The organism is Arthrobacter sp. ISL-48 (assembly GCF_018613805.1).
Taxonomy (GTDB): Bacteria; Actinomycetota; Actinomycetes; order Actinomycetales; family Micrococcaceae; genus Arthrobacter.
Genome location: NZ_JAGGPL010000003.1, coordinates 26,291 through 39,602 on the forward strand (window position 1 = coordinate 26,291; position 13,312 = coordinate 39,602).

The 13,312-nt window shown below is 65.0% G+C and carries 10 protein-coding genes; 6 read left to right on the forward strand and 4 right to left on the reverse strand.

Annotated features, from left to right (window positions below; translation table 11 throughout):
- Positions 1 to 128 precede the first annotated feature (128 nt).
- Positions 129 to 386, forward strand: coding sequence for a type B 50S ribosomal protein L31 (locus J7E83_RS03905; protein WP_028267311.1), 258 nt, complete (start codon positions 129 to 131; stop codon positions 384 to 386).
- A gap of 102 nt (positions 387 to 488) precedes the next feature.
- Positions 489 to 1,604 carry a biotin/lipoate A/B protein ligase family protein gene (locus tag J7E83_RS03910; protein ID WP_214959279.1) on the forward strand — a complete coding sequence of 372 codons (1,116 nt, stop codon included), beginning with the start codon at positions 489 to 491 and terminating at the stop codon, positions 1,602 to 1,604.
- Positions 1,605 to 1,652: 48 nt separating this feature from the next.
- On the opposite strand, the gene pepN is transcribed toward J7E83_RS03910, so the two are convergent.
- Positions 1,653 to 4,283, reverse strand: a complete 2,631-nt coding sequence (gene pepN / locus J7E83_RS03915) for an aminopeptidase N (RefSeq protein WP_214959281.1) — start codon at positions 4,281 to 4,283, stop codon at positions 1,653 to 1,655.
- Positions 4,284 to 4,303: 20 nt separating this feature from the next.
- Positions 4,304 to 5,332 carry a YeiH family protein gene (locus J7E83_RS03920; protein ID WP_251043508.1) on the reverse strand — a complete coding sequence of 343 codons (1,029 nt, stop codon included), beginning with the start codon at positions 5,330 to 5,332 and terminating at the stop codon, positions 4,304 to 4,306.
- 209 nt (positions 5,333 to 5,541) lie between these two features.
- Here J7E83_RS03920 and J7E83_RS03925 point away from each other — a divergent pair, with 209 nt between their 5' ends.
- The 3 genes from J7E83_RS03925 (at position 5,542) to J7E83_RS03935 (ending at position 8,934) form a co-directional block, all read left to right on the forward strand.
- On the forward strand, positions 5,542 to 7,098 hold the full coding sequence (locus J7E83_RS03925) for a circularly permuted type 2 ATP-grasp protein (protein ID WP_214959283.1): 1,557 nt from the start codon (positions 5,542 to 5,544) through the stop codon (positions 7,096 to 7,098).
- A 61-nt stretch (positions 7,099 to 7,159) separates the two neighbouring features.
- Positions 7,160 to 8,086: an alpha-E domain-containing protein gene (locus tag J7E83_RS03930; protein ID WP_214959284.1), complete on the forward strand. Its 927-nt coding sequence runs from the start codon at positions 7,160 to 7,162 to the stop codon at positions 8,084 to 8,086.
- Positions 8,083 to 8,934, forward strand: a complete 852-nt coding sequence (locus tag J7E83_RS03935) for a transglutaminase family protein (protein WP_214959286.1) — start codon at positions 8,083 to 8,085, stop codon at positions 8,932 to 8,934. Before J7E83_RS03930 ends, J7E83_RS03935 begins: the two co-directional genes overlap by 4 nt.
- A gap of 47 nt (positions 8,935 to 8,981) precedes the next feature.
- Here the strand turns inward: J7E83_RS03935 and J7E83_RS03940 are convergent, their stop codons facing one another.
- Together J7E83_RS03940 and glgC are read right to left on the reverse strand one after the other, a co-directional pair.
- Entirely contained in the window at positions 8,982 to 10,433 is a 1,452-nt protein-coding gene (locus J7E83_RS03940; protein WP_214959288.1) for an SDR family NAD(P)-dependent oxidoreductase, read from the reverse strand.
- Positions 10,434 to 10,506: 73 nt separating this feature from the next.
- Positions 10,507 to 11,916, reverse strand: a complete 1,410-nt coding sequence (gene glgC / locus J7E83_RS03945) for a glucose-1-phosphate adenylyltransferase (protein WP_214959290.1) — start codon at positions 11,914 to 11,916, stop codon at positions 10,507 to 10,509.
- Between the two features lie 100 nt (positions 11,917 to 12,016).
- Here glgC and glgA point away from each other — a divergent pair, with 100 nt between their 5' ends.
- Complete coding sequence (gene glgA, locus J7E83_RS03950; protein ID WP_214959292.1) at positions 12,017 to 13,213, forward strand: glycogen synthase; 1,197 nt, start codon at positions 12,017 to 12,019, stop codon at positions 13,211 to 13,213.
- Positions 13,214 to 13,312: the final 99 nt, after the last annotated feature.

Here is a 13,312-nt window from a genome sequence, read left to right on the forward strand (position 1 = left end):
TTCGTCAGGGTCCGCCGGATCCGCTATTATTGATAGCTGGCCGCCCTGCGTCTTCTGATGCGGGCGACTGCCATCCCATTCATACCTGGCAGCTGGCAAAATCCAGTTGTGCGAACAAAGGTCCCATTATGAAGTCTGATATCCACCCGAAGTACGAAGCTGTTGTTTTCAACGACCTGGCTTCCGGCGTCAAGTTTTTGACCAAGTCCACCGTGTCTTCCAAGAAGACCATCGAGTGGGAAGACGGAAACACCTACCCGGTCATCGACGTCGAAATCTCCTCCGAGTCCCACCCGTTCTACACGGGCAAGCAGCGCATCATGGACTCTGCAGGCCGCGTCGAGCGCTTCAACGCTCGCTTCAAGGGCTTCGGCGGCAAGAAGTAACTCGCTTCCCCAAGGTTCCTTAGAAAGCCCGCACCGGCAACGGTGCGGGCTTTTTGCGTGCCTGGTTCTGCGTCGGCGGCTGTCTGCGGCAGGATGGAAGGCATGACCCAGCAAGGCCCCGGCCCAGTACCCGGCGATCACACTTTCCGTCACAGTTTCCCGGCAAGCCACCACGGCGAGTACAAGGTCCCGGGCGGCAAGTTGGTGGTGGTTGACCTCGACGTCGTTGAAGGCGCCCTCGCCAACGTCTCCCTCAGCGGGGACTTCTTCCTGGAACCTGACGAAGCACTGCTGGACATCAACGGCGCCCTCACCGGGCTTCCGGAAACGACGACGGCCGCAGAGCTTTCTGCCGCCGTGACAGCCTCGCTGCCTCCCGGCTCCGTCCTGTTCGGCTTTTCCGCCGACGCCGTTGCCATCACCGTGCGCCGCGCCTTGGCCAAGGCCACCTCCTGGGCGGACCACCACTGGAACATCATTGCCCCCACTGTGCTGCCGACATCCGTCAACGTCGCCCTGGACGAGGTACTGACGGAGGAAGTCGGCGCCGGCCGCCGCAACCCCACTTTGAGGTTCTGGGACTGGGAAGAACCATCAGTCGTCATTGGAAGCTTCCAGTCCGTCCGCAACGAAATAGACCCCGACGGCGTGGCCCGGCACGGGATCAGCGTTGTCCGCAGGATCAGCGGCGGGGGAGCGATGTTCATGGAGGCCGGCAACTGCATCACGTACTCCCTGTACTTGCCGCAGACCCTGGTGGACGGCATCAGCTTCGCGGACTCCTACGCCTTCCTGGACGCCTGGGTGATGGCCGCACTGGAGAAGCTGGGGATTACCGCGTTCTATGTCCCGCTCAACGACATCGCCACGGAGCAGGGCAAGATCGGCGGGGCCGCCCAGAAGCGGCTTGCCAACGGCGGCATGCTGCATCACGTCACCATGAGCTATGACATCGACGCCGACAAGATGGTCGAAGTACTGCGCATCGGCAAGGAAAAGTTGTCGGACAAGGGCACGCGCAGCGCCAAAAAGCGGGTGGACCCCCTGCGCCGGCAGACCGGCCTGGCGCGCACGGAAATCATCTCCGCCATGATGGAGGTATTTACCGAAAGGTACGCGGCGACGCCCTCAGAACTCACCGAGGGGGAACTGGCTGCCGCCCGCGAGCGGGTGGCAGCCAAGTTCGGCACCGAGGCATGGCTGAACCGGGTCCCCTAAGAACCATCCGTTGCTCCCCACGGCCGTTTTGCCCTGTCAAAGGGGCAGTTACGGAGCAATCGACGGGGACTTCCGGACGACGGACTGGGCCGTGAGCGCCCGGAGGAGGTGGCTGCGCTGCTCCACAATGATCCGACGCAAGGCCCGGGGAGCGTCCGCGTTCTTGGCCAGCCAGGCATCTGTCCTGAGGATCACCGGTTGTTGTACCGGCAGCGTGCCGTCAGCGGGCAGGTCCTGCGCAAGCGGAAACATTCCCCGGACGATCCGGCTGGCGATTTCGATGCTCCGCCCGTCCCACACACTCCGAAGGCAGGTGAAATAGGGCTCCACGTAGGGTTGCAGCAGTTCGCCTGGAGCCGTCAGGAAGCCGGCAATCGTGGCGCTGAGGAGCTCGTTGGACAGTTCCTCCCCGTGGACAGCGGCATGCCAGGCCGCCGCTTTCACGTTCGGATCCGGGCGGGCGGCGAGCGCCGTAGCGTGGCCGACGCGGCCGGAAGCGGTGTTGTCCCTGGCAAGTTCGGCGTCAAGCTCCGCAGTGCCAGCCTGCCCATTGGCCGCGAGGGCGTGCCAGATGTTCCAGCGCAGGTCGGCGTCAACAGCAAGTCCCTCGGCAGCGGCAGTGCCGTCCAGGAGGCCCCGGAGGCGCGGGAGGAGGGTCGCTTCGTGCCGGCTGACCGATGCCAGTGTCCGGGCCCAGGCCAGCTGATGGTCTGAACCGGGCGCAGCCCGTATCAGCTGCGTTTCCGCGGCGGCCAGGAACGACGCCCGTACGCCCTTCCGCTCGCTCGCGGCTGTGTAACGTTCGACGGCGGTGGAGGCGTTGTCGAGGATGTTCAGCAGGACACCAATCCCGGTTTCGGAAGGCCCGAAGGCATTCACCGCGTCGACGTACCGGGAGGCGGGGCTCTCTCCGTCCCGTGCTGAGTTCCACAGGGCGGTCCAGCAGAGCGCGCGGGCCATGGGATCGGCGATCCGGCCCAGCGACTCGAGTACCGTGGCCTCTGACAACGGGTCCAGGCGTACCTTCGCGTAGCTGAGGTCGTCGTCGTTGAGCAGCAGGAGCGCGGGCCGCGGCCGGCCGGCGAGCTCCGGGACAAGCGTCCGAGTTCCGGCAACGTCAGTTTCCACGCTGCCGGTCCGGACCAGGGCACCGCCGCCGTCGTAGTCATAGAGGCCCACGCGGAGCCGGTGCGGCCGCAGTTCCTCCCGTCCGGTGACGGGGTCCAGGGCATCCTGGACGACCGACACCGCGCCGAGGACGCCGTCGTGCACTTCAATTTCCGGCGACAGGGTGGAAATGCCCGAAGTCTGCAACCACTGGGCCGCCCAGCCGGCAAGGTCCCGGCCTGAGGAGGTACTCAGCGCCTTGAGTAGATCGGCCAGGGTGGTGTTGCCGTACGCGTGGTCACGGAAGTACTGCCGCGAGCCCGCGATGAAGGCATCAAAGCCGACGTAGGCCACCAGTTGCTTGAGTACCGACGCGCCTTTGGCGTAGGTGATGCCGTCGAAATTCTGTTTGGCCGCCTCGAGGTCCGGAATGTCCGCCACGATCGGATGCGTGGTGGGCAGCTGGTCCTGGACGTATGCCCACGCCTTGCGTTTGTTCGCGAAGTTGACCCACGCGGTGTCCCAATCCGTGGCCCGGTCCACTCCGAGCGTCCCCATATAATCGGCCAGTGATTCCTTGAGCCACAGATCGTCCCACCATTGCATGGTGACCAGGTCGCCGAACCACATGTGCGCCATTTCGTGCATCAGTGTGTTGGCGCGGCCCTGGTACTGCGAGTCCGTGGCGCGGGACGTGAAGACGTAGCTCTCCGTGAACGTGACAAGGCCCGGGTTTTCCATGGCGCCCAGGTTGTATTCGGGGACGAAGGCCTGATCGTACTTTCCCCACGGGTACGGGAAATCGAAGAGACGGTTGAAGAAGTCCAGGCCGCTCTTGGTCAACGTGAAGAGCTCAGCGACGTCAAAGGACCCGGCCATGGATGCGCGGCAATAAAGTGCCAGCGGCACATCCAGCTGTGTGCCGTCATCGAGCGTCGCCTCCCACCGGTCCTGCGCGGTGAAGTACGGCCCGGCCAGGACGGTGGTGATGTACGTGGACATTGGCTTGGTAGGGGCGAAATCCCAGCGGCTGGTGGCAGGATCGCTGGTCAGCGGCGTACATGCGGACTCCTGGCCGTTTGACGCGACTTCCCAGCCGGAGGGTGCCATGACATGGAAGGTGAACTCGGCCTTGAGGTCGGGCTGTTCGAAATTGGCGAAGACCCGCCGTGCTTCGGCTGGCTCGTACTGGGTGTACAGGTAGCACTGGCCGTCGGCCGGATCCACAAAGCGGTGCATGCCCTCCCCTGAGCGGCTGTACAAAGCAGTGCCGGTGACGGACACCTGGTTCTCTGCCTGCAGGTTGTCGAGCCGGATCCGCGCACCGTCCACGATGTCGGCTACGCGCAGCCCTTTTCCGTTGAGGAAGACGCTGTGGACACCGCCGCCGATGAAGTCCAGGAAAGTGGACGCGCCCTCGGTCGCGGAAAAGTTGATGACACTGCGGCTCGTGTAGCCGGCAACGTCGGGATCTGCCGCCTGGCGCACGTCCAGCCAAACGTCATAGGTGTGGGTGGTGATCAGGGCTGAACGTTCGGCGGCTTCGTCGCGCTGCAGATTCTCATGTGGCACCCCGCTATCTAATCACGGCCCTACGCGGTCATCACCAGGGCCGCCGCGAGGCCCAGCAGGGCGATCAGCAGCCAGGCAACAAGGGCGGCCAGCAGCGCACGGGATCCTGTGTGCAGCAGCGTTCGGATCCGCACTGCGGACCCCAACCCGAACAGCGCCGCGCCCAGCAGGATGTCCTGCAGCCCGGCCCCGGCATCAAGCCAGCCGGCCGTCAGCCAGCCCGTGGACCGGAGTCCCACCATCGCCATGAAGCCAACCACGAACAATGGCACCACAGGCGGCAGCGCCGCCGCCTCCTGGGGCGCCGCCGCGCCGGCAGTGCCCGAGGCCATCCGTCGGGCCGCCTCCTCACGGCGCCGCCTGCTGGTGCTGTGCCGCTGCTGCACGCCAGCCACGGCAACCATGGGGGCCAGCAGCAGGACCCGGGTGAGTTTGACGATGACGGCGATGCCCAGTGCCGCAGTGCCGGCGGTCTGCGCCGTCGCCACCACCTGGCCGACGTCGTGGACGGAGGCGCCGGTCCAGGCCCCGAAAGCGCGGGGGCTGAGCTGCAGGGGATGCACCAGCAGCGGCAGGATTCCAATAGCCAGCGTCCCGCAGAGAGTCACGAGGGCCACGGGCAGCACGGTATCGACATCCCGGATGCGCCGCACCGCCGCCATGGCACCGATCGCGGATGCGCCGCAGATCGAAAAGCCGGTGGCCACCAGGAGCGACGTCTGCTGCGGGAGACGGAAGAGCCGGGAAATGACATACGTGCCGGCAAAGCTCGCCACCACCACGCCGGCCACCAGGACCAGCGCCAGCCACCCCAGGCCCAGGACATCCACGATGCTGACCTTGAGGCCCAGCATCACGATTCCGGCCCGCATGAAGTGCTTCCCGGCGAAGTCGAGGCCGGGCCTCGCCCGGCCGGCTATCCAGACAGCCGTGCAGGGCAGGTTTGCGGCGAGCAGGCCCAGGACGACGGCGAGTGTCATGGCGGGCAGCACGGGCACCACCGCATGGACGGCGAACGCGGCGGCCAGTGCAAGGGCCGCGGTAATCAAGCCGGGAAGGAGGCGGTCCGCACCGGACTTCCGTCCGCTGTTCTCCCCACTTTTTTCCCCACCTCCGGTGGATCCGCGGCTTATGTTCACTGGCACTCACCTACTTTGCCGGACGGGACACGGATTAGACGAACCGGAGGTACCGCCGGAACACGCCACAATGGATGGCAGTAATGATTTCGAAACAAAAAGATGGTTGGCTAAAGGACATGTCAGACCTATTCCAGGATTACTCCGAGGCCGCCGGGAGAACCGGCGCCTACGACGAGATGTTCGCCCCTGGCCAGGAAGCCCGTGATTCGTACGCCCAGGTGGCGGACGCCTTGCGCCGGCTCTCCCTGGCCGACGTCAGCGCCCGGGCGGACTCGATGGCGCGGACGTTCCTGGACCGCGGTGTGACCTTTGACTTCGCGGGGGAGGAGCGGCCGTTTCCGCTCGACATCGTCCCCCGGGTGATCCCCGCCGACGAGTGGGATGTGCTCGAGCGCGGAGTGGCCCAGCGCGTGCGGGCGCTCGAGGCATTCCTGGACGACGTGTACGACAAAATGAATGTCGTGACTGACGGGGTGATTCCGCGCCAGTTGGTCACCACCAGCGCCCACTTTCACCGCCAGGTCCATGGCTTCGAGCCGGCCGGCGGGGTGCGCGTCCATATTTCCGGCATCGACGTCGTCCGCGATGCCGCCGGCACCTTCCGCGTCCTCGAGGACAACGTACGGGTTCCCTCCGGCGTTAGCTATGTTCTGGAGAACCGGCGGGCCATGGCCAAGGGCCTGCCCGAGGCATTCGGCCAACAGCTCATCCGGCCCGTGGAGGAGTACCCCCGCCGGCTGCTGTCCGCCCTGCGCAAAACGGCCCCGTCCGGCGTCGACGACCCCACCGTCGTTGTGCTCACCCCCGGCGTCTTCAACAGCGCCTACTTCGAGCACACCCTGCTGGCCGGCCTCATGGGCGTCGAGCTCGTCGAGGGCCGGGACCTTATCTGCCGCGGCAATCGGGTCTATATGCGGACCACCGCGGGCGAACAGCGGGTGGACGTGATTTACAAACGGATCGATGATGAATTCCTCGACCCGCTGCAGTTCCGCTCGGACTCCATGCTCGGCTGCCCCGGCCTGGTAAATGCCGCACGGGCAGGCGGCGTGACCATCGCCAACGCCGTGGGCAACGGCGTCGCGGACGACAAACTCGTATACAGCTACGTCCCGGACCTCATCCGCTACTACCTGAACGAGGAGCCGGTCATCGCGAACGTGGACACGTTCCGGCTCGAGGAGAAGGAAGCCCGCGAGTACGTCCTGGACAACCTGGCGGAACTTGTGGTCAAACCCGTCGACGGTTCCGGCGGCAAGGGACTGGTGATCGGGCCTGACGCCTCCAAGGACGAACTAGAGGCGCTGCGTCGGCGGGTCATCGCCGACCCCCGCGGCTGGATCGCGCAGCCGGTGCTGCAGCTTTCCACCGTGCCCACCCTCGGTGGTGACAAGTTCGGTCCGCGGCACGTCGACCTGCGGCCCTTTGCAGTCAACGACGGCGACGACGTCTGGGTCCTGCCCGGCGGACTGACCCGCGTGGCGCTGAAGGAAGGCTCGCTGATCGTCAATTCCAGCCAAGGTGGAGGCTCCAAAGACACCTGGGTGCTGGCGGACTCGCCCCAGGTCCCGGTGGAGAGACTGCCGCGGCCGTCCATCTCCATCCGCGAGCGTGTGTCGGTCTGGCCCGTTGAAAGCAACTGGCGCGACCGCCAGTCGGAGCAGCAGCAGTGAGCCGCGGTCAACCCGGAGGTTCCATCCACACAAACTTAGGACCCGCAGGAGGTAGCCGCGAATGCTTAGCCGTATAGCTGAGTCCCTTTTTTGGATCGGACGCTATGTTGAGCGCGCTGATGGAACGGCACGCATCCTTGACGTTCACCTTGAGCGCCTGAACCACCTGCCCATGGAGGAACGCCGGAGTGTCGCGCAGGAACTCCTGGCCGTGATGGGTGCCCGGCCGCAGAGCGATGATTTCGGCCTGCCTGAGCTGCTGCACGCGCTGGCCTATGACAAGACCAGCGCAACCTCCATCGCCGGTTCGCTGGGCGCCGCGCGCGAGAACGCCCGCCGGGCCCGTGAGACAGTGTCCTCCGGCCTGTGGGAGAGCCTCAACACCACCTACTACGGGCTGAGCCAGCACCGCAAGGACGTCGTGGGGACGTACCGCTTCTGCAACTGGACCCTCGAACGGACGGCAATGGTGAGCGGCCTTGCCGACACCACGGTGAGCCACGACGAAAGCTGGCTCTTCCTGGTTCTGGGCCGGTCGCTGGAGCGCGCTGACATGACCGCGCGCATGCTCTCCACCCGGGATGTCCTTTCCGCCGGCATGTCCTGGGTCAACATGCTCCGGTGTGCCGGCGCCTACGAATCGTTCCTGCGCACCCGGCGTGCAGCTTTCGGCGACCAGCACGCCGCCGAATTCCTCCTCCTCGACCGGTTGTTTCCCCGTTCCATCGTGTACGCCCTGCGTGACGCCGACGAGTGCCTCGCCAAGCTGGACCCCTCAGCACAGCGCGTGGGCTTCATCAACGATGCGCGCCGGATCGTGGGCCAGGCCCGCACCTTCCTCGAGTTCCACCGGACGGACGATCTGATGTCCGAACTGCCGGAACACATGGAAAGGGTGCAGAAGGCCGTCTCGCAGGCCTCGGACGCGATTTCCCGTAAGTACTTCAATCAGGCAGACGAACTGGCCTGGGTGGGAGAAGTTTCATGACCCGGCTAAGTATTGTCCACAAGACGGCCTACAAGTACAACAAGCGCGTCACGCTGTCCTATAACGAGGCCCGAATGACGCCTCTGACGGACCCGCAGCAGGTGGTCCTGGAATCCGTGCTCAAGGTATCGCCGTCGCAGGCGGCAGTCGCCAGCTACCGGGACTACTGGGGCACCAGGGTGACGGCGTTCGACATGCAGATGCCGCATGATCACCTTGAAGTCGTCTCCAACATCACCGTCGAAGTGCACCGGGCGGAAAAGATCCCGTCCGACGCCGACATCGCCGGTTGGGACGTGCTGTCCGCTCCGGAGACCCTGAACACGTTCAGCGACTGGCTCCCGCAGTCACAGCTCAGCGCCCCGGGCGACGAGGTCTTGGGGATTATTCCTGGAGTGGTTGAAGGGAGGAATCCGCACGACGCCGCCCTGGCGATCTTTACGTGGATGCGCGGAGAGATGACCTATATGTCAGGCTCCACTGCTGTCACCACCAACGCCGAGGAGGCCTGGGGGCAGCGGCAGGGTGTCTGCCAGGACCTGGCCCACCTCGCCATCGGCGCGCTGCGCAGCTGCGGCATCCCGGCGCGCTACGTTTCCGGTTACCTGCACCCGCGGTCGACGGCGGACATCGGCGAGACGGTGGCCGGCCAGTCGCATGCGTGGCTGGAGTGGTGGGACGGTGGCTGGCGCAGCTGGGACCCGACCAACCACAAGCCTGCCGGCGACTACCACGTCACCGTGGCCAGGGGCCGGGACTACCGTGACGTGCCGCCGTTGAAAGGCATCCTCTCCGGCGGAGGAGGGTCGGCGCTGAGCGTCAGCGTGGAGATCACCCGGCTCGCGTAGTTCGCCGGGAGGTCGGCAGCTCGGTTCGCAGGACAGGTGTCCTCGCCCTACCAGGGGCTGGGCTTGTAATCCTTCAGGAAGACCCCGAACTGGTCTTCGCCCTGCTCACCCATGACGATGGGATCGTAGACGCGGGCCGCACCGTCAACGAGGTCAAGGGGCGCATGGAACCCCTCCTCCATGAGCCGGACCTTGGTGAAATGCGGGCGCTCATCCGTAATCCAGCCTGTGTCCACGGCAGTCATCAGGATTCCATCGGCATCCAGCATCTCCTGCGCGCTGGTCCTGGTCATCATATTCAGCGAGGCCTTGGCCATGTTGGTGTGGGGATGGCCAGGGCCCTTATAGGCCCGGGAGAACTGGCCTTCCATCGCCGAGACGTTGACGATGTACTTCCGGCGGGCCGTGGAGCGTTTCATGGCGTCGCGAAGCCTGCTGACCAGCAGGAACGGAGCGGTCACGTTGCAGAGCTGGACCTCAAGCATCTCCAACGGATCAACCTCGTCCACCACTTGGGTCCAGCTGTTGATGGCCGCGAGGTCCGGGACCAGCCCGCCGGCGTCGATGGCGGTTCCGGAGGCGATCCGCTCAAGTGAGGCGGAACCAGTGGAGAGCGCCAGGGACGTGATGGCGTCGCCGGCCAGGACAGGGTGCTCTGTGACGGTGCTGGCCAGGGCGAGGGGGTGCTTGTCGTGGGCATGGCCGAACGTCACGAGCTCCGGTCCGCCGTTGGCCGCCTCAAGCGCGGCCGGAAGTGGCTCGTCCTCTGCATCCACCAGCGGTTTGTAGGCGTTGCCCGAGCGGCGCACTGTCTGGGCCGCGTTGTTGATGATGATGTCCAAGGGGCCAGCCGCATTCAGTGAATCGGTCAGGGCCATGACCTGGGAGGGGTCACGGAGGTCTATTCCCACGATCCGGAGCCGGTGCAGCCAATCTCCGCTGTCCTCCATGGCGGCGAAGCGGCGTGCGGCATCCTTGGGGAACCTCGTGGTGATGGTGGTGTGGGCCCCGTCCCGCAGCAGGCGCAGGGCGATGTACATACCGATTTTCGCCCGCCCGCCGGTCAGCAGGGCGCGTCGTCCGGTGAGGTCCGTCCGGGCATCGCGCTTGCCGTGGTTGAAAGCCGCGCACTCGGGGCACAGTTGGTGGTAGAAGGCGTCCACCTGGGTGTAATGCTGCTTGCAGATGTAGCACGGCCGGGAACGGATGAGGTGACCGGCCACCTTGCCCGTGGCCGACGTCTCCAGCTTGTTGCCGCGGGTCTCGTCGTCGATGCGGTCCGGTGCGGCCGTGGCGGTCTGCGCTAAAACCGCCCGGTCGGCCTCAGAGATCAGATCGCGCTTGGTCACCCGCCGGTGCCGTTTGACGGCTTTGAACATTTTCCCGGTGGCACGGCGCACCGAGACGTAATCCGGGTGTTCCTCGTCGTAGGCGTGGATGCTGTTCAAAACCTTGAGGCATGCCTGGATTTCCTCAGGCGTCAGATCGGGGGAGCTCATTGTACCGATTTTACAGCCTAGGGAACTTGCGGCGTGTCGGGCCGCAACTCCCGCCCGTCAGGGAGCCCGCCGTTCAGGAACGGAGGGCGTCCTGCGGGGCCTGGGCTGCGGCAACGACCCGAGCGTCGGCCGCCTGTTCCACTGATTCCCGGAGTTCCGGATAGTTTGCGGTGGCCGCTTTGACTGCGTTGGGAACCAGGTGCAGGTTCTTGGCCGAGAGGGCGCGTTCCTCTTCTCCAGGCTCCGGGACTTCCTGGCCCTTGGACAGCACAGTGATGCCGGAGTCGGTCACCTTGAAGCCGCGGGCCCGGTCCAGGTCAGGGTCCAGCCCGATCGCCGCGCCGGCCGGGACCTTGACGTTCTTGTCGATGATGGCCCGGTTGACGACCGCGCCTTCACCGATGTTGACCTTGTCCATCAGGACGGAGTCGATCACCCGGCTTCGCGTTCCCACGAAGACATCGTGGGAGAGGACAGAGCCTTCCACCACCCCGCCGGAAATGACCACGCCGTTGGCCACAATCGAATCAAGGGCGGTGCCCACGGCGTTGTTTTCCCCACGGACGAACTTGGCAGGCGGGGAAATGGTCTGCCGGGTGTAGATGGGCCACTCCGAGTTGTACAGGTTGAACACCGGGAGCGGGGAAATGAGGTCCATATGGGCGTCATAGAAGGAGTCGATGGTGCCGACGTCTCGCCAGTAGGTGCGGTCACGCTCTGTGGAACCGGGGATGTCGTTGAGGGTGAAGTCGTAGACTCCTGCTTCGCCCTGGTTGACGAAGTACGGAATGATGTCCCCGCCCATGTCGTGCTTGGTGTCAAGGCGCTCGGCGTCGACGTGGAGGGCATCCACCAGGGCGTCGGCGTCGAAGACGTAGTTGCCCATCGAGGCCAGGAACTGGGTGGGATCCGCGGCCAGGCCAGGCGTGGTGGCAGGTTTCTCCACAAAAGCGGCGATTTTCTGTGGATCGTCCTGGTCCACCTCGATGACACCGAACTGGTCCGCCATGTTAAGCGGCTGACGCACTGCGGCTACGGTGGCCTTGGCCCCGCTGAGAACGTGCTGTTCCACCATCTGGGCAAAGTCCATGCGGTAGACGTGATCGGCTCCGACAACCACCACGATGTCCGGATTGGCGTCGCGGATCAGGTTCAGCGACTGGTAGATGGCGTTGGCGCTGCCAAGGAACCAACTCTTGCCGACACGCTGCTGGGCTGGCACGGAGGCCACATAGTTGCCCAGTTGGGTGGACATCCGCCAGGTCTCGGAGATATGGCGGTCCAGGCTGTGGGATTTGTACTGCGTGAGGACCACGATCTGCAGATAACGGGAATTCACGAGGTTGGAGAGGGCAAAGTCGATGAGCCGATAGCTGCCGGCAAACGGCACGCCGGGTTTAGCCCTGTCAGCCGTCAATGGCATGAGACGGTTTCCCTCGCCGCCAGCGAGGACAATGGCCAGGACTTTTTTATTCAACGGCATCTAATTGCTCCTGTACGCCTTCGTAACTTCCCCAACAGTCCGGCACGCCCGGACTCCTTCACACTAGAACAGTTCAACCGTAACGACTACCTTGGGTAGCGTGCGAATAGACATTGTGACTAAAGAGTTCCCGCCGGAGATCTACGGCGGTGCGGGCGTCCACGTAGCCGAGCTGAGCCGGGTCCTGGCCAGGCACGTCGACCTGCAGGTACGTGCCTTCGGCGCACCCCGCGACGCCGATTACCACGGCGCCGGGGTGACCTCCTATTCCGTGCCGGAGGATTTGGGGGCCGCGAACGCCGCAGTCCAGACACTGGGGGTAGACCTCCGGATCGTTCCGGACATCGAAGGCGCAGACCTCGTCCATTCGCACACCTGGTACGCCAACATGGCAGGGCACCTGGCGTCCCTGCTGCACGGCATCCCGCATGTGCTCAGCGCGCACAGCCTTGAACCGCTGCGGCCGTGGAAGGCCGAGCAGCTCGGCGGCGGCTACGCCCTGTCCTCCTGGGTGGAAAAGACAGCATACGAGGCCGCGGCAGCCATCATCGCCGTCTCGGAGGGCATGCGCCAGGACATCCTGCGCAGCTACCCTGACGTTGACCCCGCAAAGGTGCGCGTGGTCCACAACGGTATCGACGTCGCGCTGTGGCACCGTGATGAAGGCGAAGACGCCGTACGGGCACTCGGCATCGATCCGCACAAGCCAAGCGTGGTCTTTGTTGGACGCAACACCCGCCAGAAGGGTGTGCCGTACCTGCTCCGGGCCGCAGCCAAACTACCTGCCGACGTTCAGTTGGTGCTATGCCTTGGCGCTGCGGATACGCCAGAGCTCGCCGCGGAAACCTCTCGACTGATCCAGGAGCTTCAGAACCAGCGGACCGGCGTCGTTCTTGTCGAACGGATGCTTCCGCGGCACGAGCTCATCCAGGTACTGAGCCACGCCACGGCATTTGCCTGCCCGTCCATCTACGAACCGCTGGGCATCGTGAACCTGGAGGCCATGGCTTGCGGTGCGGCCGTGGTGGCCAGCGCCACCGGCGGCATCCCAGAGGTGGTCCAGCACGGTGAGAACGGCCTGCTGGTGGATCTGGAGCAAGTCTCCGACGGAACGGGTACGCCCCTTGACCCGGAAAAGTTCGTTACCGAGTTCGCCGCAGCTCTGACCGAGGTCGTCTCCGATCCCGCGCGGGCGCGGGCCATGGGCCAAGCCGGCCGCCGCCGTGCCGAGGAGCACTTCTCCTGGGACTCCATCACCGAAACAACCCTTGAGGTGTACCGCTCGGTGCTTTCCTAGTCCAAAGCGTTTCTGAAAAGCGGATGCATTCTCAGGCAAGACAAAGCACGACGGCGCCGCTCCCCACCGAGGGGAGCGGCGCCGTCGAGCTTGGGGCCG

Coding starts and splice junctions, on each gene's coding strand:
- J7E83_RS03905 (WP_028267311.1), top strand. CDS start 129: ATGAAGTCTGATATCCACCCGAAGTACGAAGCTGTTGTTTTCAACGAC.
- J7E83_RS03910 (WP_214959279.1), top strand. CDS start 489: ATGACCCAGCAAGGCCCCGGCCCAGTACCCGGCGATCACACTTTCCGT.
- J7E83_RS03925 (WP_214959283.1), top strand. CDS start 5,542: ATGTCAGACCTATTCCAGGATTACTCCGAGGCCGCCGGGAGAACCGGC.
- J7E83_RS03930 (WP_214959284.1), top strand. CDS start 7,160: ATGCTTAGCCGTATAGCTGAGTCCCTTTTTTGGATCGGACGCTATGTT.
- J7E83_RS03935 (WP_214959286.1), top strand. CDS start 8,083: ATGACCCGGCTAAGTATTGTCCACAAGACGGCCTACAAGTACAACAAG.
- J7E83_RS03940 (WP_214959288.1), bottom strand. CDS start 10,433: ATGAGCTCCCCCGATCTGACGCCTGAGGAAATCCAGGCATGCCTCAAG.
- glgC (WP_214959290.1), bottom strand. CDS start 11,916: ATGCCGTTGAATAAAAAAGTCCTGGCCATTGTCCTCGCTGGCGGCGAG.